23 protein-coding genes and 1 pseudogene are annotated in these 25,199 nt (G+C 45.4%); 19 read left to right on the forward strand and 5 right to left on the reverse strand.

Annotated features, from left to right (window positions below; translation table 11 throughout):
* Nucleotides 1-8 precede the first annotated feature (8 nt).
* The 8 genes from atpE (at nt 9) to GXP69_RS02555 (ending at nt 7,500) form a co-directional block, all read left to right on the forward strand.
* Nucleotides 9-266 (forward strand): ATP synthase F0 subunit C, encoded by a 258-nt coding sequence (gene atpE / locus GXP69_RS02520; protein ID WP_163911969.1) that lies wholly within the window; start codon nt 9-11, stop codon nt 264-266.
* Nucleotides 267-399: 133 nt separating this feature from the next.
* Nucleotides 400-894: a F0F1 ATP synthase subunit B gene (locus GXP69_RS02525; protein ID WP_163911973.1), complete on the forward strand. Its 495-nt coding sequence runs from the start codon at nt 400-402 to the stop codon at nt 892-894.
* 55 nt (nt 895-949) lie between these two features.
* Complete coding sequence (gene atpH / locus GXP69_RS02530; RefSeq protein WP_163911975.1) at nt 950-1,507, forward strand: ATP synthase F1 subunit delta; 558 nt, start codon at nt 950-952, stop codon at nt 1,505-1,507.
* 2 nt (nt 1,508-1,509) lie between these two features.
* Nucleotides 1,510-3,090, forward strand: a complete 1,581-nt coding sequence (atpA, locus tag GXP69_RS02535) for a F0F1 ATP synthase subunit alpha (RefSeq protein ID WP_163911978.1) — start codon at nt 1,510-1,512, stop codon at nt 3,088-3,090.
* 71 nt (nt 3,091-3,161) lie between these two features.
* Nucleotides 3,162-4,052, forward strand: a complete 891-nt coding sequence (atpG, locus tag GXP69_RS02540) for an ATP synthase F1 subunit gamma (RefSeq protein ID WP_163911981.1) — start codon at nt 3,162-3,164, stop codon at nt 4,050-4,052.
* Between the two features lie 145 nt (nt 4,053-4,197).
* A complete protein-coding gene (pafA, locus tag GXP69_RS02545) occupies nt 4,198-5,877 on the forward strand; it encodes an alkaline phosphatase PafA (RefSeq protein WP_235925534.1) in 1,680 nt (559 codons plus the stop codon).
* A 41-nt stretch (nt 5,878-5,918) separates the two neighbouring features.
* A complete protein-coding gene (locus GXP69_RS02550; protein ID WP_163911984.1) occupies nt 5,919-6,485 on the forward strand; it encodes an inorganic diphosphatase in 567 nt (188 codons plus the stop codon).
* A 112-nt stretch (nt 6,486-6,597) separates the two neighbouring features.
* On the forward strand, nt 6,598-7,500 hold the full coding sequence (locus GXP69_RS02555; protein ID WP_163911986.1) for a UbiA prenyltransferase family protein: 903 nt from the start codon (nt 6,598-6,600) through the stop codon (nt 7,498-7,500).
* Here GXP69_RS02555 and GXP69_RS02560 read toward each other — a convergent pair.
* The 4 genes from GXP69_RS02560 to GXP69_RS02575 form a co-directional block, all read right to left on the reverse strand.
* Nucleotides 7,497-9,008, reverse strand: coding sequence for an NAD(P)H-hydrate dehydratase (locus tag GXP69_RS02560; RefSeq protein WP_163911989.1), 1,512 nt, complete (start codon nt 9,006-9,008; stop codon nt 7,497-7,499). The genes GXP69_RS02555 and GXP69_RS02560 overlap by 4 nt on opposite strands.
* Before the next feature lie 730 nt (nt 9,009-9,738).
* Nucleotides 9,739-12,141 (reverse strand): DUF5686 and carboxypeptidase-like regulatory domain-containing protein, encoded by a 2,403-nt coding sequence (locus GXP69_RS02565; protein WP_163911993.1) that lies wholly within the window; start codon nt 12,139-12,141, stop codon nt 9,739-9,741.
* Between the two features lie 73 nt (nt 12,142-12,214).
* On the reverse strand, nt 12,215-13,024 hold the full coding sequence (locus tag GXP69_RS02570) for a phosphatase PAP2 family protein (protein WP_163911996.1): 810 nt from the start codon (nt 13,022-13,024) through the stop codon (nt 12,215-12,217).
* 194 nt (nt 13,025-13,218) lie between these two features.
* On the reverse strand, nt 13,219-14,430 hold the full coding sequence (locus GXP69_RS02575; protein ID WP_163911999.1) for an NADH-quinone oxidoreductase subunit D: 1,212 nt from the start codon (nt 14,428-14,430) through the stop codon (nt 13,219-13,221).
* 564 nt (nt 14,431-14,994) lie between these two features.
* Here GXP69_RS02575 and GXP69_RS02580 point away from each other — a divergent pair.
* From GXP69_RS02580 to GXP69_RS19330, 3 genes are all read left to right on the forward strand, one after another.
* On the forward strand, nt 14,995-16,080 hold the full coding sequence (locus tag GXP69_RS02580; RefSeq protein WP_163912002.1) for a serine hydrolase domain-containing protein: 1,086 nt from the start codon (nt 14,995-14,997) through the stop codon (nt 16,078-16,080).
* A 42-nt stretch (nt 16,081-16,122) separates the two neighbouring features.
* On the forward strand, nt 16,123-16,515 hold the full coding sequence (locus GXP69_RS02585) for a hypothetical protein (RefSeq protein ID WP_163912007.1): 393 nt from the start codon (nt 16,123-16,125) through the stop codon (nt 16,513-16,515).
* 116 nt (nt 16,516-16,631) lie between these two features.
* Entirely contained in the window at nt 16,632-16,904 is a 273-nt protein-coding gene (locus GXP69_RS19330) for an alcohol dehydrogenase catalytic domain-containing protein (RefSeq protein WP_394367347.1), read from the forward strand.
* Here the strand turns inward: GXP69_RS19330 and GXP69_RS02590 are convergent.
* Nucleotides 16,871-17,077: pseudogene (locus GXP69_RS02590) on the reverse strand (NADH-quinone oxidoreductase subunit D); the annotation flags it as partial. The gene GXP69_RS19330 and the pseudogene GXP69_RS02590 overlap by 34 nt on opposite strands.
* 845 nt (nt 17,078-17,922) lie before the next feature.
* On the opposite strand from GXP69_RS02590, the gene GXP69_RS02595 reads away from it, so the two are divergent.
* From GXP69_RS02595 to GXP69_RS02630, 8 genes are all read left to right on the forward strand, one after another.
* Nucleotides 17,923-18,930, forward strand: a complete 1,008-nt coding sequence (locus tag GXP69_RS02595) for an alpha/beta hydrolase (RefSeq protein WP_163912010.1) — start codon at nt 17,923-17,925, stop codon at nt 18,928-18,930.
* An 84-nt stretch (nt 18,931-19,014) separates the two neighbouring features.
* A complete protein-coding gene (locus GXP69_RS02600) occupies nt 19,015-20,295 on the forward strand; it encodes a metallophosphoesterase (protein ID WP_163912013.1) in 1,281 nt (426 codons plus the stop codon).
* 145 nt (nt 20,296-20,440) lie between these two features.
* Complete coding sequence (locus tag GXP69_RS02605; protein ID WP_163912016.1) at nt 20,441-20,875, forward strand: hypothetical protein; 435 nt, start codon at nt 20,441-20,443, stop codon at nt 20,873-20,875.
* A gap of 29 nt (nt 20,876-20,904) precedes the next feature.
* On the forward strand, nt 20,905-21,867 hold the full coding sequence (locus GXP69_RS02610) for an NAD(P)-dependent alcohol dehydrogenase (protein ID WP_163912019.1): 963 nt from the start codon (nt 20,905-20,907) through the stop codon (nt 21,865-21,867).
* A gap of 104 nt (nt 21,868-21,971) precedes the next feature.
* Entirely contained in the window at nt 21,972-22,454 is a 483-nt protein-coding gene (locus GXP69_RS02615; RefSeq protein WP_163912022.1) for a hypothetical protein, read from the forward strand.
* A 319-nt stretch (nt 22,455-22,773) separates the two neighbouring features.
* On the forward strand, nt 22,774-24,024 hold the full coding sequence (locus GXP69_RS02620; RefSeq protein WP_163912025.1) for a hypothetical protein: 1,251 nt from the start codon (nt 22,774-22,776) through the stop codon (nt 24,022-24,024).
* A gap of 173 nt (nt 24,025-24,197) precedes the next feature.
* Complete coding sequence (locus GXP69_RS02625; protein WP_163912027.1) at nt 24,198-24,386, forward strand: hypothetical protein; 189 nt, start codon at nt 24,198-24,200, stop codon at nt 24,384-24,386.
* A complete protein-coding gene (locus tag GXP69_RS02630; RefSeq protein WP_163912029.1) occupies nt 24,386-25,180 on the forward strand; it encodes an SPFH domain-containing protein in 795 nt (264 codons plus the stop codon). Before GXP69_RS02625 ends, GXP69_RS02630 begins: the two co-directional genes overlap by 1 nt.
* The last annotated feature ends 19 nt before the right edge of the window (nt 25,181-25,199 follow it).

Raw genomic sequence — 25,199 nt, forward strand, 5'->3', positions numbered from 1 at the left:
CTACAATTATGTTACTAGCAATTTTGCTTCAAGCAGCGACCGACTTTGGTTTAGCTATCATGGGTGCCGGTATCGGTGCTGGTCTAGTTGCCCTAGGCGCTGGTTTGGGTATCGGTAGAATTGGTGGCTCTGCCATGGAATCTATCGCTCGTCAGCCAGAAGCTGGTGGTAAAATCCAGACTGCTATGATCATCGCGGCGGCCCTTATCGAAGGTGTTGCACTGTTCGGTGTGGTAGTTTGCTTGTTAATTTCTTTCAAAGGCTAATAAGCTTTTGCTAATCTCACGTCCGGACGCATGGTCCGGACGATGAGATTAAAAGTAGTTGAATAGTTAAAGAGCCGGTATTGCAACAGCAAACTGGTAGATACATAAAAAATAACAGACAGCTTTAAACACAATGGATTTAGTAACCCCAAATTTTGGTCTGATCTTCTGGCAGTTAGTAACGTTCCTGATCGTTATGTTCCTGCTAAGCAAATTTGCCTGGAAGCCGATCATGGGCGCACTGCGCGAGCGTGAGACTTCTATCGAGAATGCATTAAGTGCTGCTGAGCAAGCCAAGCTGGAAATGCAGGGCTTAAAAGCTGAGAACGAGAAACTGCTGGCAGAAGCACGCATGGAGCGCGACAGAATTCTGAAAGAAGCTTCTGAAGCTGCAAACAACCTAGTTGAGACTGCTAAAACAAAAGCTAACGACGAAGGTGCCCGCATGATTGCACAGGCACGTGAAGCGATCGAGAACGAGAAACTTGCTGCCCTTGCAGAAGTTAAGAACATGGCTGCAGCCCTTTCAGTGGATATTGCTGAGCGCATCCTTAGAAAAGAGCTGAGTGATCCGAAGGCACAGCAGGCGCTGGCTGAAGATTACATCCGCGAAGTAACGCTTAACTAAAACAGATAACAGGTAGCGTTGCCCCGCGCAACGACCATACTTTATATAAAGCAATATGTCAGAATTAAGAGTTGCTTCCAGATACGCGAAGTCGCTGATTGAACTGGCTGCGGAAAAAGGAATTTTGGAGCAGGTGCATGACGACATGAAACTGTTTTCAAACACCATTTCCCAGAACAGAGATTTCCAGATGCTGCTCCGTAACCCTATTGTAAAGTCAGATAAGAAAATGGCTGTACTCAATAGTGTGTTTAAAGGTAAAGTGCAGGAAATGACGCTGGCTTTCTTCACTATAGTTACACGCAAAAACCGTGAAGCTATACTGGAGTTTGTTGCAACAGAGTTTGAGAAGCAGTACAACCTGATGAAAGGTATACAGCGCGCAAGCGTAACGTCAGCTGCACCTTTATCTCCGGCACTGCGTCAGCAACTGGGCGAAAGGCTAGCGAACGAAACTGGTAAGACTATACAGTTAGAAGAAATGATCGATCCTAGCCTGATTGGCGGTTTTGTGCTGCGAGTAGGCGATAGACAGATCGATAGCTCCGTGAAGAACAGCCTTCGCAAGCTTAAAAATAATTTTAAAGACAATTCCTATATTAATAAACTATAATCATGGCAGAAGTAAGACCTGACGAAGTATCAGCCATACTAAGAGAGCAGCTTTCCGGCTTCCGTTCCGAGGCAGAACTGGAAGAGGTAGGTACAGTACTGCAAGTGGGTGACGGTGTCGCTCGTATCTATGGCCTTTCCAGAGCACAATCCGGAGAGCTTTTAGAGTTTGAGAACGGACTTCAGGCGCTTGTTCTGAACCTGGAAGAAGACAACGTGGGTGCCGTATTACTAGGCGACTACAGCGAAATTAAAGAAGGAGCAACCGTTAGAAGAACAAACCGCATTGCCTCTGTTAAAGTAGGTGACGGTATCGTTGGCCGTGTAGTTAATACACTTGGTCAGCCTATAGATGGTCGTGGTCCGATTGCTGGTGACCTTTATGAGATGCCACTTGAGCGTAAAGCGCCAGGTGTTATCTTCCGTCAGCCGGTAAACGAGCCAATGCAGACTGGTATCAAAGCGATCGACTCTATGATTCCGATCGGCCGTGGTCAGCGTGAGCTTATCATCGGTGACCGCCAGACTGGTAAATCAGCGGTAGCGATCGATACAATCCTGAACCAGCGCGAGTTCTTCGAAAAAGGACAGCCAGTGTTCTGTATCTATGTTGCCGTAGGTCAGAAAGCATCTACAGTAGCACAGGTAGTTAAATCCCTGACTGAGGGTGGTGCAATGGATTATACAGTAGTAGTTTCGGCTTCTGCTTCTGATCCGGCTCCAATGCAGTTCTTTGCTCCGTTTACAGGTGCTGCTATAGGTGAGTTCTTCCGCGATACAGGCCGTCCGGCGCTGGTTGTTTATGATGACCTTTCTAAGCAGGCAGTAGCATACCGCGAAGTATCTCTGCTTCTTCGTCGTCCACCAGGACGTGAGGCTTACCCAGGTGACGTATTCTATCTGCACTCTCGCTTATTAGAGCGTGCTGCAAAAGTTAACGCATCTGATGAGATTGCACGTAACATGAACGACTTACCAGAGTCTATCCGTCACATGGTAAAAGGTGGTGGTTCTTTAACTGCCCTTCCAATCATCGAGACACAGGCTGGTGACGTTTCTGCTTATATCCCAACAAACGTTATTTCTATTACAGACGGTCAGATCTTCCTTGAGACGAACCTTTTCAACTCAGGTATCCGTCCGGCGATTAACGTAGGTATTTCAGTATCACGCGTAGGTGGTTCTGCTCAGATCAAGTCAATGAAAAAAGTGGCTGGTACACTGAAGCTGGATCAGGCACAGTTCCGTGAGCTGGAAGCATTTGCTAAATTCGGTTCTGACCTGGATGCTGCAACCAAGCTTACAATTGAGCGTGGTCGTCGTAACCTGGAAATCCTGAAGCAGCCACAGTTCTCTCCGGTATCGGTAGAAGAGCAGGTAGCGATCATTTATGCTGCTACAAATGGTCTGCTGGATGATGTTCCGGTATCAGAAGTAAGAACGTTTGAGAAAGATTACCTACGCACAATGCGCGCTCAGCACGCTGATGTACTGAACGCCCTGCTGGCAGGTAAACTGGATGACTCAACAACAGGCGTAATGCGCCAGGTAGCGAAAGAGCTATCAGCTAAATACAAGAAGTAATATTCAAGTTATGTGTTAAAGGTTAAGGGGTACAACCCTTAACCTTTAGCTTTGCTCATAACAACAACTATATGGCAAGTTTAAAAGAGGTTAGAAGCCGTATTACATCGGTATCGTCTACACAGCAGATTACAAAAGCCATGAAAATGGTGGCGGCTGCTAAGCTGAGACGTGCACAGGATAACATCCTGCGTATGCGTCCGTATGCACAGCGCCTGAGCGGCATTCTTGCCAATCTGTCTTCGCTTACCGAAGGTTCTGTAACGAATGTTTACTCTCAGAAGCGTGAGCCAAACAGAGTATTGATCATTGCTGTAACATCAGACCGTGGTCTTGCAGGAGCTTTTAACTCAAACATCATCAAAGCTGCCAGCACGTTAGCTACGACCAAATACCGTAGCCAAATGGATGCCGGAAACGTTACTTTCCTGACGATAGGCAGAAAAGGCTTTGAGGCATTCTCTAAGAGAGGTTATAAAGTAATCGGCAACTATACTGGTGTATTTGCTAATCTGTCTTTTGATTCAGTTCGTGGTGCTGCAGAGCATGCCATGGATGGTTTCGTAAAAGGCGAATTTGATCAGGTAGAGCTGGTTTATAACGAATTTAAAAACGTTGCAACCCAGATTGTACGCACCGAGCAGTTACTGCCAATTGAAGAACAGCTGGTTGATGACAGCAGAGCTGCAACTTTGGTAGCAGATTACACTTTTGAGCCTTCTAAAGAAGAGATCATTCAGGAGCTTATACCAAAATCGCTGAAAATTCAGGTGTATAAAGCTGTGCTGGAGTCGAACGCATCGGAGCACGGAGCCCGAATGACGGCCATGGATAAGGCAACTGAAAACGCAGGCGAACTGTTGAAGGAGCTGAAGCTGACTTACAACAGGACGCGCCAGGCAGCAATCACGAAGGAGATTCTCGAGATCGTGGGTGGTGCCGAGGCCCTTGCTTCGAAATAAAGAAGAAAGAAACTATAAAGCAGCGCCCATCTCTGAAAGGTGGGCGTTTCTGTTTTATGGAGGTACTATGGTTGTTGCCAAATTGTTAAAAGATAATCTTTAGCAAAGAATTGTACTGACTACCCAGAAGTGTGTTGTAACTTTAATGCACACACTAAAAGTAAAAATGAGAACTATAGCTATTAAACTACTCCTGGTTCTGGTGCCGCTTTTAACAGCCTGTGCAACCAAAACAGGATCAATCAGTCAGGAACAAAAGGGAACAACTATAGACCGGCCAAAACTGGTAGTGGGTATAGTTGTAGACCAGATGCGCTATGATTTTTTATTCCGTTACTGGGATCAGTATGGCGAGAACGGTTTTAAGAAATTGGTGCGCAATGGGTTTAATTTCCAGAATGCAAATTATAGTTATGTACCTACCTATACTGCGCCGGGCCATGCCAATATCTATACAGGCAGTGTACCATCGGTGAATGGTATTATAGCCAATAGCTGGTACGACCGTGAGGCAGGTAGATCAATGTACTGTGTGGAAGACAAATCAGTAAAGACAGTAGGAAGCACTTCCAAAGCAGGCCTAATGTCACCCAGAAACCTGTTGTCAACAACTATAACAGATCAGTTACGACTTGCTACAAACAAAAAAGCAAAAGTTATAGCTGTAGCCTTGAAAGACAGAGGAGCAGTATTGCCGGGCGGCTACATGGCGAATGGCGCTTACTGGTTCGATTCTGAATCAGGCAACTTTATTACCAGTTCGTTTTACGAGCAAACGCTGCCAGACTGGGTAAATGCGTTCAATGGGCAGAAACTGGCAGATAAGTACCTGAGCCAAACCTGGAACACGTTGCTGCCGATTGCACAATACACAAACAGCACAGCAGATAACATGCCTTACGAAGAAGGGCTGCCAGGTAAAGCGGAACCCGTTTTTCCTTATGATCTGCCTGCTCTGAAAGGTAAAGATTATGACCTGATCAGAACAACACCGTTTGGTAACACACTAACCAAAGACTTTGCATTGCAGGCGCTGAAGTCTGAAAAACTGGGAAAAGGCGAATCAACGGATTTCCTGGCAATCAGCTTCTCTTCGACAGACTATATCGGACACGATTTCGGGCCTAATTCTATTGAGGTAGAAGATACATACATCAGGTTAGACAGAGAAATAGCAGAACTGCTGAATGAATTTGAGAAACAGGTAGGGAAAGAAAATCTGTTGGTGTTCTTAACAGCAGACCACGGAATTGCTAACGTGCCGGCATACATGATTGCTGAACGTGCATCAGCCGGGGCAATTGCTTACTCTACTATAGGCGATTCTGTAAAGACATTTATGGCGCGTACCTACGGAACAGGCAAATGGATGGACCGTTATACGAACCAGCAGGTATACCTGAACCGTAAGCTCATAGCTGAAAAGAAACTGAACCTGGCAGAGGTGCAGCAGAATGTAGCTAACTATTTAGCAACGCTGGAGGGTGTAGCGCTAACTATAACGGCGGATTGCTTGGAGAAAACAAGCTGGAGCCACGGACAGATGCGCTTGGTAGAGAATGGCTACAACGCCCGCAGATCTGGTGACGTGATTGTGCAACTGGAACCTAACTGGCAGAAACACGGACCTAAAGGCACGGCACATGGTTCTTATTCCACCCACGACACACACGTACCTATGTTGTGGTATGGCTGGAAAGTGAAGCCTGGGGAAAGCGCTACTGCTGTAGAAATATCAGACATAGCACCAACTATAGCTACCTGGCTTTATATACAGGAACCAAGCGGAAGCGTGGGAAAAGCATTACAAGAATACATGAAATAAAAAGTACCGCAAGATGTGCGGGAAGTTTAATTAAGAGTTTTATGAATAATTTAGACAAAAACAACCCATGGCATAGCGTAAGCTACGGAGAAGAAGCGCCGGGTGTAGTAACAGCCATAATTGAGATACCTAAAGGCTCAAAAGCAAAATATGAGCTGGACAAGGAAAGCGGCATGCTGAAGCTGGATCGTGTTCTTTTCTCATCTATCCATTACCCGGCCAACTATGGCTTTATCCCGAAAACATATTGCGACGATAAAGACCCGCTGGATATACTGGTTATTTGCTCAGTAGATGTACAGCCGATGTGCCTGATCGATGCGAAAGTAATTGGTGTAATGCAGATGATCGACAACAACGAAGAAGATGATAAGATCATTGCTGTTGCCAACAATGATATGTCGGTGCGTCACATTAATGATATTTCAGAACTGCCTCCGCATACCCTGCTGGAAGTGCGTCGTTTCTTCGAAGACTATAAGAAGTTGGAAATGAAAGAAGTGATTGTTGAGCAATTCCTTGGTCGCGAGGCTGCTTATAAGATCATCCAGGAGAGCATCGAGCTATATAATGCTACTTTCACTGAAGAGAAGCAGAACGCACTATAATACCCATTATTTACTTGTTTTAGCCTGGCGTGGGATATCCTGTGTCAGGCTTTTTGTTTATAGCCGTATGATGGTTTGATAAGCAGGCTATAGTTGCGAACTTGCAGGATTGATGAAGAAAAGCCATACACTTACAAAAAAGAAACAGGTAAATGCGGGCATGTTCCGGCAACTGCTCAACTATCTGCTGTATAGTAGTGTGTTCATTTCGGTATGTGCCTTTTCCCTAACTATAGAAACATACCTGCTGGCAGAACTCCCTGTTTCCCTTCCGATGGCGGTGTTCGTGTTTCTAGCTACGCTTTTTACCTATAACCTGAGCAGCATACAGAGAGTGTTGTTGCACCGAAACGCTGAACCCGAACGAAACCAGCAGCAGGATTCGTGGTGGCACCGGCACCGGGTTGGTATGGCTATAGTTGGTACAGGAAGCCTGGGGATGGCAACTATAGTTTATTTCTATTTCGGGCTGCGGCTTAATTTCTGGTTTTTACTGCACCTGGCCATTATTTCGATTGGCTATACAATTCCTATAGTTTACAGGCGAAAGGATGCCAAACCGTTACGGCGAGTGCCGCTGCTAAAGGTATTCCTGATAGCCTATGTCTGGGCTGTAGTTACGGGACTTTTTCCGTTGATAGATGCCGGAATATTCGTGCTGGAGCCGCAGGCCTTGCAATTGTTTCTACGCCGTTTCCTGTTTATACTTGCCTTGGCACTTCTGTTTGATATTCGGGACTATACATACGACCGCCAAACCAATACCCTTACTGTACCCGGCCTGATCGGTGTAAACTATACCAAGCTCCTCTCGGTAGTTTTATTGCTGGTGTATGCGCTTATAGTGGTGCAGTCGGAGAGCGGGGGAACTATGCTGGCTTTACTGGTAAGTGCCCTGATAGCAGGCCTGGTAGTGCTGTTCTCGTCAGAGTTCAGGCCTCGGGTTTACTTTTTACTACTGGCAGACGGAGCCATGCTGCTGCATGCGGTGCTGGTATTTCTGGCAAGCTCCTAACCGCTGGCAAGTGTCAGGAAAGCCTGCGGCAGATGATCAACCAGGTCAGAAGCTACCAACCCGATCTCCCCGACTTTTTGCGCTGCTAAGTCCCCGGCCAGGCCATGCACATAAACCCCCAGCAAACAGGCTTCTTCTAAACTATAGTTTTGTGCTACCAAGGCTGTTATCACGCCGGTCAGCACATCGCCGGTGCCGCCTGTAGCCATGCCGGCATTGCCTGTGGTGTTAAAATAAATCCTACCCTCCGGCGTGCCGATAGCCGTGTGTGAGCCTTTCAAGCAAACATAACAACTATACTCCTTGCAGAATTCTTTCAGGTGTTCCAGCCGGTCGTAGTCGTTTTTTGTCTTGCCAACCAACCTTTCAAACTCTTTGGGATGAGGCGTAAAGATGATCCTGTTTCTGGGTAATTGCGCTTTCAGGCGGTCACTGCCGGCAATGATGTTGATGGCATCGGCATCTATAACAAGCGGTAACGACGTAGTAGCTAACAACTGACCCAGCGCGGTTTTTGTGTCCTTATCTTTGCCTATACCTGGACCTATACCAACCACGTTATAGTTTTCCATTTTATCTGGCAGCTCGGAAATGTGCTTTCGATGCTTATCGGCTAATGTCATAGCTTCGGGTACTGCCGTCTGCAGTATGGTGTACCCGGCCGTTGGCGCATGAACAGTGAGTAACCCAACACCGCTTCGCAAGCAGGCACGTGCTGCCAGCACAGCTGCCCCCATTTTGCCAAACCCACCACTCAAGAGCAAAGCATGACCATACAACCCTTTATGTGAAAATTTACGACGTGGTTTTAGTAATGATCTTACATCTGATGCGAGGGTATACCTATAGTTGGTTTGCGCCTGCGCTATAAAAGTTGTACTCAAGCCGATAGGTACCACATGCCACTCGCCCACAAACTGCTCGTGCTGCGGCAGGAAAAAGGCCAGTTTAGGCAGTTCAAAGCTAATGGTATAGTTTGCTTTAATGATGGTACTTTCTTCCGGTGTCTGGCTGTCGGTGTAAAGTCCGGATGGCATGTCAATGCTTGTAATGCAGGCACCGCTCTCATTCAGATAGTGGATTACATCTGTAAAAAGTCCGGTAACAGGGCGGTTCAGGCCAGTTCCGAAGAGAGCATCAATTATACACATATTGCTGTGCAGTTGCGGCAGGTCAGCAGTAGAAACTATGGTTTGCCGCTGAACAGATGATGGCAACCGCTGCAGGTTTACTTTATAGTCAGGAGATGCTTTTTCGGGGTCGCCAACTATAAACACTTTTACTGCATATTGCCGCTGAGAAAGTAGCCGGGCCACAGCCAGCCCATCGCCGCCATTGTTCCCAGGGCCGCAGAAAATAAAGAAAGACTCCTGTGGAGTAAACTTGTTCTCAAAACAGGCTGTAAAAGCACGTGCAGCCCGCTCCATCAACTCCAGCGAATCGATATCCTCAAATTGTAAAGTAGCGGCATCAGCTTCTCGTGTCTGGGTAGCGGAGAGTATTTTCATGTGGAACGGCAATTAGGTGTGCTGCATGAATATACTATAGTTTTAGCTACCAAGTTAACAACTATAGTTAGTGTTGTCACTTCGAGAATAGTGAGAAACCTATCTCAAACTATAGCTAACTATAGTTACTACTTGCCACAAGCAGTTCATTCTATAGTTACCTCAAATCCTGGGAGCTTTACTGACCTATCGTTTCAATCTGGCTTTGGTGCGCTCACGGCCGCGGGGCCCCGTCTTCGAGCATCGCGCTGCTGCCTTCTTGCTATCCTCCTGCGTCGGATTGCCTGCGGCACCGCAACAAGTCAAAGGCGCTCAACCCAAAGACTGAGATCCTTCGATAGCTCATCTATAGTTTGATTGAAATGCTATAGTTTCATCGTTTTCTCGTGGTAGTAGTTCCTTAGGCCAGGCTGCGCCTGCCTGCTCGTGGTCTGTCACTATAAAACTATAACTGAAGCTATGGCTATAGCTAAAATTCCCCTCTCGGGAGGGGCAGGGGTGGGTTAATTGCCAACTATAGAACTACAGCCCAAACTATAGCTATGGCAGAAACTGTTCCCCTTTGAAGAGGGGAGCGGATGACTAACACCAACTATAAAGCTGTGGTTGTCAGCTATATCAAAAAACCCAATCCTGTAAATCCTGATTCGGGCAAACTGTTCTTATGAGAGGCAGGGGTGAGTTAATAAAGAGCAGGTTTCCACAAGAACCATACCCCGACTCATTTACACTAAAAAGCCAGTGTAGCGGTGAGCTTGAATTTCAGGTTATCCTTGCTTTTAGGTAGTTCGTAAGCGCCGTAACGGTAAAATACACCCACACCAATTCCGGAGAATGCAGAGCTGATCACGTTATTCAGCATCAGCCCGGACTCAAAGAAGCCTTTGTTCATGGTTTTTACCTGCGGGAGGAAGGTTTCGGGTAGTGGTTCTTTCAGGTCGCCGAGGCCGATATTGGTGACCAGCACCACGTCAGGTTTAAAGAATTTTGTGCGGAGCAGGCGTTTGCCTAAGTCCTGTTGCAGGAAAAGGGCGGAATAGCGGCTGGAGAAGAACTCGTAAGGTGCCATGGTTTCGAAGCCTTCGCCGGCGTACACTTCATAATCTTCGGAGTAGCTGCCGTAGCCATTGTACAGATTTACGAAGGGTACATCGCCGTGTACCAGGCCGCCGGCTATAGTTATGTTGGTTTTGCCGAAGGTGCGGTGCAGCAGGCTGGCTTCCAGGCGCAGGTCGTATTTGTTGTAACTATAGTTGCCGTCCAGCACATTATCCAACCCGCGTGTATACTGCAGCCACAATACCGGGTATTTGCCAGGCATTGCCATCGTTTGGTTAAACATTTGCATCAGCTGCTCGCCATAAGCAAAGCGGAGCCCGACTTTGGCTTCGGTTATGTTGTAGGCTATAGTTGGCTGGTCATTGGCAGTAAATAAGGTAGGGCGGCGTTCTTCCTGCTGTAGTTGGGTATGTACCTGCAGGTAGCGGCCTAACCTGCCCGACAGGCTCAGGTGGCGGTGCGTAGTATAATCTAATAAAGGCAATAACGGCTGACGCAGGTCGGCAAGCAGGCTCTTCTCCCGGAAAGGCAAACGGCGGCCACCAGGCTCCGTTACATCTTCCCAGAAAGCGGCTTGCAGTTGCAGGTTTGTCGGTTTGTGTAAGGTAAGTATGGCATCGGCGCCGTATTTCTCCTGTTCATCTTTAAAGCCATAGCCCCAGTAGCCGCCCACACTTAGCCAGCTCAGCAAACGGTCGTTGGTATGTGCACCAATGCCTAAACGCAAGCCTTCGAAATCGGAGATATGAAACACTTTGTTCAGGTCCAGGCTGATGGGGCCAATCGGCAGTTTTTTGGTTAGCAGGTATTCCATTAACCGTATCGTGCGGTCCAGGTTCTGCGCTTTGCCTACGCTGTCCATAACCGTGTAGGTACGCTGCTCAAAAGCATCTAAACTATCGGGGCGGTTTTGCTGCCAGATGTATTCGGGTTGTTTATTTGCCAATGGACTTTGCTGCAGGGCAATGGCACTGAAATCACGTTTCTGCAGGTCGGGGTTCAGGTTGATGTTGGTGATGTAAGTGCGAATGCGGCCGTATGGCTGATGTCCCCTGAGCTCTACCTGCGGAATGGTGATCTCCACATCGAGCTCCGTCGGGAACCACTGCCCCTGCACTTTGCTGAACTGCTGCTGCAGGCGTATGTCGCGCTTGTCGTCGCTGGCCGATTCGGCGATTACGTTCTGCACGGCCCAGTCATCGGAGTTGATGTAAAGCAGGCCTTTTAAGCCGGTAAAGTTCTTGCCTTGCTGCGGCTCAAAGGAGATGATAAAGACCGAATCCCGACCAGTAACCACGGTTTCTTGCAATATAAAATCATATTTGCGCGTGCTTCCGGGACTGAGCGGACTCAGGTAATTCTTCCCGAAAAAGATGGGCATATCAGCATACACCGAAAAATCACGGGCTTCGGCAGCTACTATCCCAAAACTGGGCTGCTGCAACCCTGATACGCGCGTAGCGATGATGGTTTCCTGGGTGCGGTTAGGTTTCAGGTAACTATAGTTGGTTACACTTTCCATCAAAAACAGGTGTTGCTTTTCCAAGAGCTTGCGTAGCCGGTAGTAACTTGAGTCTTTTGGGGCAGTGTGCAGCGTGTCGGCTAACTCCAGCCCCTTGGGGTCGGTAGCGGTAAGTACAAATTTATTGTAGGTGCGGTAACTATAGCTTGGCAGGTTCTCGATGCGGTGGCGGTTGCGGTTTTGGGTGGCCAGTTCTATAATGCGGTGTGCAGGGTTTGCGCCCGCCCTAACTATAACTTCCTGCAGCTGTGCCGCCGATGGCTTCAGGTTTATGTTGATCAAACCGGTAGAGTCTGGCTGGATGACCTGAGGCGTGTATCCTACAAAACTGAAACGCAGACTGGTAATAGGTTGTGTGTGGCGCAGGCGGTATTGCCCTTCGAGGTTGGTGGTGGTGCCGGTTTCGCCGTTGTTGGCAGCTATACTTACAAAAGGCAGCTTTTCGCCGGTTTCGGCATCGCGCACGGTACCATAAACTTCCCGCACCTGTGCTATAGTTGTAGTAGCTATCAGGCAACATATAAACAACAGGTATAGGCGGAGATGTAGCATGAAGTAAAGATAAAGCAAAAGGCGCTTCTTCCTGCTACAGAAGAGCGCCTTCTATTTCTAATGCATCAATGTTTTAAAAGCTAAGGTACATGCCTACACCCGGGCTTCCGTTTGGTAGCATAACAGGTATAACTGCGGTATTTAAGCCGCCGCCATGTGTTAGTTTAGCATGTATCCAATACACGGTATTTACCGAAAGGATGCCTACACCAGCCCCAGCCAGCACATCAGACATCCAGTGTGCATCGTTCAGTACGCGTAACACACCTGTGGCACCGGCTAAACTATAGCTCACCACACTTACCCACGGACTCTTGTGCCGGAACTCCTTATCCATAAACGTGGCAATGGTAAACGCATAAGCTGTGTGCCCCGACGGGAAGGCATGCGGTTCGCCATTGGGCCTTTCAATATTGGTGAGCCTTTTAGTAGGCCAGACCATAACGGAAGTAAGTGCGCCCGCCGAGGCTAGTAGCAATGTTTGCCGGCTTAGCTCGTGCCTGTTCTGCGATGAGATAATGTTAAACCCATATAACCCGGCAAGCGGAGCCAGCATCAGGAAGTCATCGGCTCTGGTAGCAAATTTTGGCAGCACCTTGTCGCGGGCATCATTCACATCCCAACTGCTGATAGGGCCGCGGTCGTGCATGGTTAAAATACCGGCCCCGATGAGTGCAACTGAAGGGATAACCGCCCGCTTCAGGAAACGTTTGTTATCTCCTTCCAGTCGTTGCGATTCTGTGAAAGGATGTTTCTGGCCCGGCAATACCGTATCGGCAGGGACTACAAAAGCTGAGTCTTTTTCCTGTGCTATGGCCTGCAACGGTGCGGCCACTATGCTAAGCCAGAGCAAGTGTATCGAAATAAGTTTATATAGTTTCAAGCTATGTTTAGTTTAGATAAGTTAAACATCAAGGTTTATACAAACGGTAGGATTTTGAATTTCGTTATTAGTTGCTCGCTGGCATTTTTTAGTTAGCCGTTACTTATTATTCGTTGATCGGAAGAAAGCAGACTATTTAGTAAAGCATCTACAAACTATAAGTAAATCTAATAACGAACAGCGACTAATGAGACCTACCTGTCCACTTCGCCCAGTACAATATCCACGGAACCAACTATAGCAATCAGGTCGGCAACCATGCAGCCACGGCTGATCTCGGGCAGTACAGACAGGTTTACAAAACTTGGTGCACGGCCATGGCAACGGAAAGGCACATCACTTTTATCGGTGGTTCTGAAGAAGTAGCCTAATTCGCCGCGCGGCGTTTCGCCTCTAAAGTATAGTTCCTGTGTGCCGGTCATACGCAGCTTTTTAGGACAGGCAGCCTGCGGGTCAAAATCAGGAGTGCGTTTATAGTTTCCGGTCATCTGGTCAAGGCACTGAAGGATGATCTTGGCTGATTCTCTGCATTCCAGGGCGCGTACATAGTTGCGGTCCCAGCAGTCGCCGGTGGTGCCTGCTAAGCCTTTGCCAATCGGTACTTCAAACTCCAACTCGGGGTACACACTATAGCTATCAATACGGCGCAGGTCATATTTCAAACCAGAGCCACGCAGCATCGGGCCAGAGCAGCCATAGTTTATCGCCACATCCAATGGCAGCACACCTACGTTGGCGGTGCGGTCTATAAAGATCTTGTTCTCTAACAGGATAGTGTCCAGTTCATCGAGCTTGGGCAGCAGGTAGTTTATAAACTCACGGCAACGGTCCTCAAACCCGATGGGCAGGTCATAGTACAAGCCACCCACCCAGATATAGTTGTAAAGCATGCGTGCCCCCGAAACCCACTCCAGCAAACGCTGAATATGTTCACGGTCGCGGAGCAGCCATAGGAACGGCGTGAAAGCCCCGATGTCTATTGCATAAGTGCCAATCGCCACAAAGTGCGAGGCTATGCGGTTTAGCTCGGCCACCAGCACGCGGATGTACTCTACCCGTTTCGGGATCTGGTCGGTAATGCCCAGCAGTTTTTCTACGCCCATGCACCACACGTGCTCCGAGTTCATGGCAGCCAGGTAATCCATGCGGTCTACGTAGGGAATGGCCTGGTTATACGCCATGCTTTCGGCGTGCTTCTCGAAACAGCGGTGCAGGTAGCCAATGTGCGGCGCCACCTCCTGTATCACTTCGCCATCCGTCACCACTTCCAGGCGCAAAACGCCGTGCGTACTCGGGTGTTGCGGCCCCATGTTCACGATCATCTCGCCCGCCTTCAGGCCATCCAAGCTAAACTTGTTCGGCTCCGACTGCAGCAGGTATTCTTTATAGATGGTAGACTGACTCAAGTGCGAATGAATAATGGCTATAGACTAATGACTAGCAAAGGTCGGAAAAAGGTGGGAGAAATGCAGGGGCTTGTTATAGTTGGGAATTGGTTATATTTTATCAGGGATATATAGTATATTCGTTAATGCAGTTACGTTTATCCGACTACTGTTAAGTGTAATAAATAATATGAATTAATGAATTGGTTTAGCCTTTTTCTTTTCTTTTTATGCGGAGTTAGTGCGTGGACAAAGGCGTATTACCATTTTCTACTTTTTAAAAGGAAGAAGAACTCAGATGTATCTTTTTTAGAAATGTGGTTCAATCCTTTTAGTAATTTATATACAAGAGTATTAATCTTTTTCCCATTTTACTTATACAAAGAAAAAGAAGAAAAGCTAGAATTTAAGAAATTAAGAAGATTAGTAATAGTCTTCTCTTGGGTTAGTTTTATGTCTTTTATCATACTTATGGTTTTAAATATGGAACCTGTAAAACTTAACTTGTAGTTTTTATACTTCATATAAAATTAAATCACCTAACCCAGCACATAAGGCAGGCTTCGGCTATACCTTGCTCGGCTTATGTACGAGCCGTTAAGGGCAACGGCAAAAAAGCCAAGTAGACATAAATCAATGCGATTCAAAATGAGAATAATAGTATACTGTTTGTTACTTCTTTTCCTTGTGACTTGTAAGAATAATTCTGGAAAGACTAAAACGGAGAGAATCGACTATCTGGCACAAAAGGCTTTTGAAGACAAAGAATTTATAGGGAACATCTTAGTCGCAGATCAAGGAGAAATCATCTACAAGAAATCTTTCGGGAGCGCTGATAAAGAGAATAATCTACAAAATAGCGACACCACCAAGTTTCTTATTGCTTCTGTTTCTAAGCCAATCACAGCCATTCTTATACTGAGGCTTGTGGATAAGGGTATACTTAAATTGGATGATACACTCAATAAACACTTCACTAATTTAGATTCCAAGCTTGGCAAGATCAGTGTTCATCAGCTATTATCGCATACCTCTGGTATCAATGAGGTTATCAACGAGGAAAAAGGAATGGACATAAAAAAGTTGTTGTCGAAGGCTACTTTAGGATTTGAACCGGGATCAGGTTTTAAATACTCAAACTCGGGATATGTAATCCTTAAAGAAATTGCACAATCTGTTACAGGAAAAGGGTATGCCGAATTGGTGCAGACTGAAATTTTCGACCCTGTAGGTATGACTTCATCTGGAGTAGCTCGAAATTCCAAACTGGATAAAATAGCAAAAGGATATAAGGATGCAAGTCAGACGGAACCCGCCATTATTGATTTTCCATTGGAAAACATTGACGGTGCAGGGAGTGTATTTTCAACCACCGAAGACTTGTATAAGTTGGACAGGGCACTATATTTAGATGGCCTTCTATCTGCAAATATGAAAGAGCAGATGCTGAAACAGCATATTCCGGAGGAGTACGGCTATGGTTGGTTTGTGCGAGAAAGAGGTGGTGTATGGGATGTTTACTGTCATAAAGGGAACTTGGCAGGATTTGCAAGTTTCATAACCAGAAGAACTCAAAAAAATCAATTCATTATAATCTTGTCTAATGCCGAAAATGCAGACCTGTCGGACATTGAAAATGGTATTCATAAAATTTTGAGGACTCAGGACTAAACCCCTATAAAAACTCCACTATAAATTAAACCTGCTCAGCACTTGAATACAGAATGGCATTTCCCGATAATGATTTTTGCTTCCTTACTTGTCTTCTTTCTTGTGATCAGGGCGGTCTTGCCAGGTCAGGAGTTTCTGCAGAAAAAGTATACAATTGTCCTGCTCTCTGTTTTGGTGGTTATAGTAGGGATGCTGTTTGGCAAATACGGAGCTACCTGGGGGTTGCCCTGGTGGATCTATTATCCAATTCCAATGTTAATAACGGTCCTGCTCCCACCACTTGTGTTAAAACTAAGAAAAGCTAAAACGATCCTGTACCTGGTGCTGAGCTTTCTTTCGGCCCCTTTCATACACGTCTTTTTTTCCTTTTGCTTCGGCTGGACTGAGTACATGCCTTTTTGGAAAATTCCGACTGTGCAGATTTTATTTCAATAAAATAGCGTAGCGTAACCCTCTGCTAATGCAGGCGCGCTGGTAACTGACCTCCGAAGTGTGCCTATCAAAAGCTTAAAGCATTTTAACCACAAGTTAAACCCTTACTTCTACATATTATGAGAGCAGCAGTACATACCCGCTATGGTCCACCTGAAGTGGTAAGCATAAAGGAGGTTCCTAAGCCTGAGCCCAAAGATGACGAAGTGCTTATCCGGGTCTATGCCTCTACGGTTAACCGCACCGATAGCGGATTTCGGAGTGCCGAATATTTCATTTCGAGGTTCTGGAGCGGGCTTTTCAGACCAAGCTATCAAACACTTGGTTGTGAGTTTGCTGGGCAGGTAGAGGCTGTGTGTTCAGCGTGCTTCTCGAAACAGCGGTGCAGGTAACCAATATGCGGCGCTACTTCCTGTATCACTTCGCCATCAGTAATCACTTCCAGGCGCAGTACGCCATGTGTGCTTGGGTGCTGCGGTCCCATGTTCACAATCATCTCGCCTGCCTTCAGGCCATCCAGGCTGAACTTGTTTGGCTCTGATTGTAGCAGGTATTCTTTGTAGATGGTGGATACTGGAGTTAGAAAGTTAAAAAGTTAGAGAGTTAATGAATAGCAAAGTTCGGAAAAATGGGGGAATTCTGCAGGGGTTTGTTTAGAGAGGTTTATAGTTGGACTTCTGTTATATTTTATTGGCGATAGATAGATAGATAGATAGATAGATAGTATATTCATTAGCCTTGTTACGTTTATACTAAAGGAGGAGGATTTTGAGGCAAGCGAAATTGAGAAGGACACAATGAGAAGAAATCATGCATTGGCATCAGCTCACCTTCTGAGTGCCTATTTAAAAGGAAATCCCATGTAGTTTTACTCTATTCATTCTTGCTTTAGTAGCTTAATAGGATTAACCCTCTCCAGCAGGTCGCTGGTGCCGCCTTCCATCCGCAGTGTATCAACGCAATCTATACACTGCCCAATAAAGTAGCTTTGGTAAGTGGCTGCTGCTGTTTATTTCCCTTCCCCTTCTCACTCTTTCTGATCCAGTCTGTTCGTCGAAAATCCGCCGAAGTTCACGGATAATAATGTATGATTCATATAATAAAGTCATCAGTACCTTGCAATACAAAGTACTATGTGCTAGATTCACTCTATGGAATTACCACATATGCTCCTTCTACAGCAGATAACCTTTGGCATCGTTATGAAAACAGAATTAACAAAATGGAGAGATTACCAAAGGCTATATTTATAAATCAAGGGTATAGGTGGTAAAGGAACAGTATACCACTTTCCTACAATGATTTTACCTTCTGTACTATGCGGCTTATTTCTCATTGCACAGTACTGCATAGTTGCATTGTTAAAGAAATAAATCACTGGGCAACACCAATTATTCAACCAATAGATACATGAAAAAAATATTACTCCTTTTTTTTCTAAGCCTCTTTCTCTTATCCCAGCAAGGGCTTTTTGCCCAGTCTTGCGGAAGTCGCCAGTTAGACCCCAATATAGCAGCCTTCTTGAAAATGATTGGCTATAAAGACCGGACGCTTGAAGAGCTTCGTAGCATTCCCATTGAGCAAATCAAATATGTCGACCTGCCACTAAGGCCCTATCCCAAAGAAGATGTGCAGCGAATTAAGATCACAGCAGACAGCATTCCGGTACTCGTCTTTAATCCCCTGCAAAAGAAAAACCTTCCCATTATTATCAATTACCATGGAGGTGGTTTTATTATGCCGTTGTTGCCGGGGTGGGAGTACTCCCTATGGCAAGAAGCAAAGACCTTTGGCGCCATTGTTTTTGCCGTTGACTACCGGGTAGCACCGGAACACAGATTTCCAGCTGCGGTGAATGACAGCTACAATGCCTTTAAATGGATTGTCCAACACGGAAGTAAATGGGGTGGAGACACCAGTCGCATTGCCTTACTTGGTAATAGCGCCGGTGCAAACCTGGTAGCAGTAATTGCCCAAAAAGCTAAAAAAGAAGGTATTAGCCATAAAATCAAGGTGCATATCATGAACGGATTACCGATTGACCTTCGTCCGAAGAATATGGAGAGCTCCGTTTCGTATCAGCAAAATGCCAGAGGGTATTTTCAAACAAAAGACGACTGCTATTTTGCTGCAGAGACCTATGCGCCGGGGCAATATAATAATCCGGAAGTGTCTCCCATTCTGACCAAAAACCTGAAAGGGCTACCGCCAGCCGTGATTATTAATGCCGAATTTGACCCGCTAAGAGATGATGGAATATTATATGCCGCCAAACTAAGAAAGGCGGGCGTTAAGGTCTGGGACAAATGCTTTGCCGGACAGATCCATTGCCTGATAGGATTACAGCCAGGAACTCCTGCAATGCAGGACTATGAAAACCTTATCAAAACGGCCATGCACGAAGCTTTTTCAAAGTGACGGGTTCATGTATAACCGGCTGGATTATGGATATAAAAACTCACCCGTCGATAATGCCTGGCAGATCGACTACTACCCTAAAACATGAAAAAATCTAAAAAGATCATTAAAACACTTTTAAAGTGGAGCCTGCTGGTGTGGGCAGGTTATTTGGTAATAACCACTTTAGTATTTGGGCACGCTTATATTGATGAAGCAAAATACGAGTACCCCATTTACTGGTCAGGAGTCGATGCTTATTTTAAAAATGAAGAAATAGAGTTTGCCCTGAATAAGCCTGTTGAGCTAAAATTAAAAGGTATAGATGGACCCTACATATATGGCAACTATCAATATACTGTAGATGCACAAAACAAGCTTTTGAAAGCACCTTTTGATAGGCAGTACCCCATACAGGTACATGTAGCAAATAACGACAGCGATTCATTTGAAGCTAACCTAAAGGAAACACACCACATAGAGCCATTTAGTTATGAGTTACCAGCTAAACTGATAGCCATCTCAGATATAGAAGGAAATTTTAATGCCTTCTATAGTTTCCTTGTAAAGAATGGTGTGATGGATGAAAAGTATAACTGGACATTTGGAAGGGGGCACTTAGTGCTTAACGGCGATTTTGTAGATCGGGGAGGCGATGTGACGCAGGTGCTTTGGCTGATCTATATGCTGGAAGAAAAAGCGGGGAAAGCCGGCGGAAAAGTGCACTATATTATCGGTAACCATGAAGTGATGAACCTCTATGGCGATAACTCAGATACCGATACTAAATACGTTGCAGTTGCCAAACAAATAAGCGGTAAACAGAATTGGGAGGAGGCCGGGAGGTACTTATTCTCAGCTGAGTCGGAATTAGGGAAGTGGCTGAGAAGTAAAAATGTAGTTGAAAAGATTGGCGATTATGTTTTTGTGCATGCTGGTATTAAATCGAAACTTATAGAAGAGAACCTGACCATTCCGGAAATAAACAGCATAGCCAGAAAGTATTATGGCCTTCGAACGAAAGGGCTGGCATTGAGTCAGAAAGAACGGCTGGTACTGAATTCGTACGACAGCCCCTACTGGGATAGAAGCTATGCCATGAACGTACTCATTGCAGGAGTCTTTGCCTTTTATGATCCTTTCAATGCTTCGTTTCACGAAACTACACAGGAAGAAGCTGAGCAGGTTTTAAAGTTTTATAATGCGTCTAAGATGGTTGTAGGCCATAATGTTGTCAGCGATATTACCCCGGATTATAATGGTCTTCTCATCAAAATAGATGTAAAACATGGTCGTGAAAAATACAGTGGTAAGACCAAAGGTTTACTCATCGAAAAGGGTATTGAATATAAAGTAGATGATTTAGGTAAAAGGACTGAATTATGATATCTGCTGGTCCGAACTTTTAGCTTATATTTATATAGACAAGGACAAAAGTTAAAAGCACGCATTAGTAAGAGTTTTTCATTCCTAACTATAGTTTGCAAAAATCACACCCTAAAAACTCCACCATAACCAAATCTGCTCAAACATGAATACAGAATGGCATTTCCCGGTAATGATCTTTGCCTCACTGCTTGTGTTCTTTCTTGTAATAAGAGCGGTTTTGCCGGGGCAGGAGTTCAGACAGAAAAAGTATACGGTTGCACTACTCTCCATTCTGGTAGTTATAGTTGGGATGCTGTTTGGGAAATACGGTGCTACCTGGGGATTGCCCTGGTGGATCTACTACCCAATTCCTATGCTGATAACAGTCTTATTGCCCCCGCTCGTCCTGAAACTAAGAAAGACTAAAACAGCCTTGTACCTGGTTCTCAGTTTTCTGTCTGCCCCTTTTATTCATATCTTTTTCTCCTTTTTCTTCGGCTGGACAGAATACATGCCCTTTGGAAGATTCCATCTGCCCAGATCTTATTTCACTAAAACACCTGTAGACCTAATTCTGGCATCTGGCAAGGCAGGTTAGCAGGTATAAACCCTTACGCTTCACACCTTATGAAAGCAGCAGTACATACACGCTATGGTCCACCTGAAGTGGTAAGCATAAAGGAAGTTTCTAAGCCTGAGCCCAAAGGTAACGAAGTGCTTATCCGGGTCTATGCCTCTACGGTTAACCGCACCGATAGCGGATTTCGGAGTGCCGAATATTTCATTTCGAGGTTCTGGAGTGGGGTTTTCAGACCAAACTATCAAACACTTGGTTGTGAGTTTGCCGGGCAGGTAGAGGCAGTGGGTAAGGAAGTGAGATCTGTAAAGGTTGGGGAAAAAGTGTTTGGTTATAACGACAAAAAGTGCGGTGGACATGGCGAGTACTTAACGCTGGAAGAAAACGAAGCTTTTACGACCATACCGGATGGCCTGACCTACGAAGAGGCAGCCCCGATAACCGAAGGGGCGCACTATGCGCTGGGCCACATTCGGGCAGCAAAAGTTAAGAGCGGGCAGCATGTGCTAGTGTATGGGGCCACGGGCGCAATTGGGTCCGCTATGGTGCAGCTGCTCAAACACTTTGGGGCGTGCGTAACAGCAGTATGCCATACCAGACATATACCGCTCGTCAAATCCCTGGGAGCTGATGTGGTTATAGATTACACGCAGGAAGACTACGCAAAGGCGGATCGTAACTATAGTGTTGTGTTCGATGCTGTCGGAAAAACGTCGTTCGGGCATTGTAAACCGGTGCTAACGGAAAAGGGCATTTACATCTCGACAGAGCTCGGAAAAAACTGGGAGAATATTTACCTGGCACTGCTAACACCGTTTGGGAAAGGCAAAAAGGTATTGTTCCCTATACCTACTATCAGCAAAGCAGATTTAGAATTCCTGAAGCGGTTGATCGAGCGCAAGGAGTTCAAACCTGTGTTCGATCGGCAGTATCCGTTAGAGCGGATAGTTGAAGCTTACAGGTATGTAGAAACAGGCCAGAAAGTTGGCAACGTGGTTATTACGCTGAATTAATGGGTGACAAACCTTGTAACTACAGCAGGTTATAAGTTAATATTTGCAGTGCAAATTGGTAAGCTGGAAACGATCTAAAGTAGCCAGTTAGAAATTCAAAATGGATGAATAGCTTCAGAAAAATAGAGCTAGTTTATTTAAAGCCTAAACCAAAGCGTTTGAGCAAGGGGCTTATCTGGGGACTTCTTTTTATTGTTGTAATGACCGGTTTAGGTTGTAAAAAAGAAGAGGTTAATTCTGACGCTGCTGAATATTATGTCAAATATGAATTGGATAGCTCGACCAGTTATCCTGCCGGCCAGTTAAACGTTGTGTTAAGTGCAGAAAATAATCAAGATAAAAACTTTGTAATTGGGGCTAGGTCACCATGGGAGCTTGTAGTAGGTCCGGTTAAAAAGGGATTTAACGCAAAGCTTGTAGTAGCCAGGGGCGAGCCTTTGGATGATCCTTTTTATTTCAAGAACCCTCTCATATTACATTCTCAAATTTCTGTTAGCAAAAATGGTAGCCCGTACGTCCTAAAGAAAACTGAAATGAGCGATATAACAAGAAGTTCTGCCCAGGTAAACTATACGATTGACTATTAATTTACCTGAGCGAGGTATTCCCAATTAATGCTATGATCGGGCAGGTAGCGGCATACCAATATGCATATGGGCAAAGTAGTTTAGCTATACAAAATTTGGCTCCGAACAAGCAAAAGGCAAAGCAGAAAACAGCGTTTGGTACAAGATGTTAACCGCACGGTGAACAATAGATATAGCAAACTTATAACTCTATGTGTTTATCTGGTAAATAGTAGCAGCATTACTATATAAAATTAAATGTATACTATATCTTTGATATTAGAGCGTATTTCAGGATCGGTCTATATCAGCGAATTAACTTTTAGCCAACACTACTTTTATGAACAAACTTTTACTTTCTCTACTGCTTCTGGTTTGCAGCCTTACTACCTACGCCCAGGTTACTTTTGAGCCCGGCTATTTTATCGACAATAACGGAACCAGGATTGACTGTCTGATCAGGAATACGGATAAAAGCTCCAACCCTACTCTCATCGAATATAAACTCACAGAAGAAGGTAAAGCCCAGACCGAATCGATAGATAACATACAGGCCTTCGAGATTCTGAACACGATCCATAAATACAAACGCTTTATAGTTAACATAGACCGCTCTTCAGATAACCTTAGGGAACTACACTATGTTCGGGAGCCTGAATTCAAATCAAGACAACTTTTTTTGAGGGTCTTGCTGGAAGGGGATATAACGCTCTATGTTTACAAGGAGCCCAGCCTGACCCGCTTTTTCTACCAGATAGGCGATGCGCAGCCGGAGCAGCTTGTCTATAAAAAGTATATGCACGACGTTACAAGCTTCAGGGAAAACAAAGCATTTCAGCAACAACTATGGATGGCGCTGCAATGCCCCTCCTTTACAATGGAGCAGTTCAGTAAGCTGAATTACGAAGAGAGGAATCTTGTAAGAATATTTAAAGAGTACTATAGCTGCACAGGCCAGCAATATACGGATCATGCGCTCGATAGAACCAAAGACGTTTTTAGCTTTAGAGTAGGGGCTGGTGTTGGTTTGGGCGCGCTGGAATTGTATAACGGCAAATCAAGCAGTACGCTTGATATGGGAGTTGGCCTTGCACCCCAGGTCTTCGGGGAAATAGTCTATACATTACCCTTTAACAAACGACAGTGGGAGATTTTTATAAAGCCAACCTTTGTTTACTTTAAGAAAAAGGGAAAAGCTCCGGTATTCGGACCAAATGCTGAGATAGAATCAAACCTTTCTCATGTAATGTTGCCGCTCGGCCTGCGAAAGTCGTTTTACCTGAATACAGATGTAAAGTTCTTATTGAGCAGCGCTGTCGCGGTAAACAACCTGGTTTTCAAAAAGGAAGTGCTTACCATAATAAAAGACGGTAAAAAAGGATTTGATACTTTTCCTAACTCATACTATCCATCGCTTGTCGTTGGCACAGGCTTTAGTTTCAGGAACAAGTTCGCTGTTGAAGCAAACTACTACTTAGCTAATACTATGGGAAAGGGAGCCGGGGCTTACTACAGCACTCAGTCTGATACTATCTGGAAACCCAGGCTGGCGAGCTCTTATGCTGTAGCTCTGAGCTATACTTTAAAGTAGCTATTGTTGCAAAGTGGCTCAGTTTAATTTTAGTAATGATTAAGGAGGCTATAGTTTGTGTTTGCTCCAACATAAACTATAGCCTCTTTTTAGATGACCTTTTGCAGGGTATCAGCTATCAGAAGTGAAATAATAAAAGGTTTTTAGTATATTGTGTTAATTATATACTAACCATGAAATACGCCTACCTGCTTATACTTGCCTTGCTGTTGTTTGCCGATATATTTGCTTACACCGAAGTGGTGGGGCTTATCCGGCAGCCTTCGGATACGTCGGTTATAGTTGGGCTGCTTCTGCTGACTTTACTTGTAGCAGTAAATTTTATAGTTATCCGTTTTACCCTTTCCAAATTTAAAGCTTAATGAACCGCAAAATTTCTACCTGGATTATCGCCAGCTTCCTCATCCTGCTTTTTTCCGTAACTGCCATGACCTCCTGTACCCGCATTGATGCAGGCCACGAAGGCATATTGGTTAAACTATACGGTACCGATAAAGGGGTGCAGGACGTGAGCCTGGTAACAGGGCGTGTATGGTACAATCCCTTTACAGAGGAAGTATTCCAGTTCCCAACCTTCGTGCAGACTGTAGATTATGCTCCTTTTACTGTAAATGCCAAAGATGGCTCCGTATTTACCGTAGACCCAACCATGTCGTTCAGGGTAATGCCTGGCGAGAGTCCGCGTATATTCAGTAAGTACCGCAAAGAGATAGGGCAGATCACGCAGACTACCTTATACAACTATACCCGCGATGCCTTCCGTATTCAGTTCAACCAGTATTCAACCGACAGCATCATCTCTAATCGCCAGAGCTTTGAGGACAAAGTGCAGAAGGCACTTGGCGATGCGCTTGAAAGAGAGGGTTTTTCGTTAGAGCAGATGACCAGCGGTTTGCAGTACCCGGAAGTAATAGTGCAGGCTGTGAACCTAAAAAACAAAGCCGTACAGCAAGCCATGCAGGTCGAGAACGAGCTGAAAGTAGCCGAAGCACAGGCCCGCAAGAAAATTGTAGAGGCCGAAGCCGAGGCAAGAGCTAACGAACTACGCCAGCGTACCCTTACCCCGCTCCTGATTCAGCAGCAGTTTATAGAGAAGTGGGACGGACGTACGCCGCTTTATGGCAACTCCCCTACTTTCTTCAAGAATGTACAGTAAGAACCAACTATAAACAAAG

This window comes from Pontibacter burrus, from assembly GCF_010686685.1.
Lineage (GTDB): Bacteria > Bacteroidota > Bacteroidia > Cytophagales > Hymenobacteraceae > Pontibacter > Pontibacter burrus.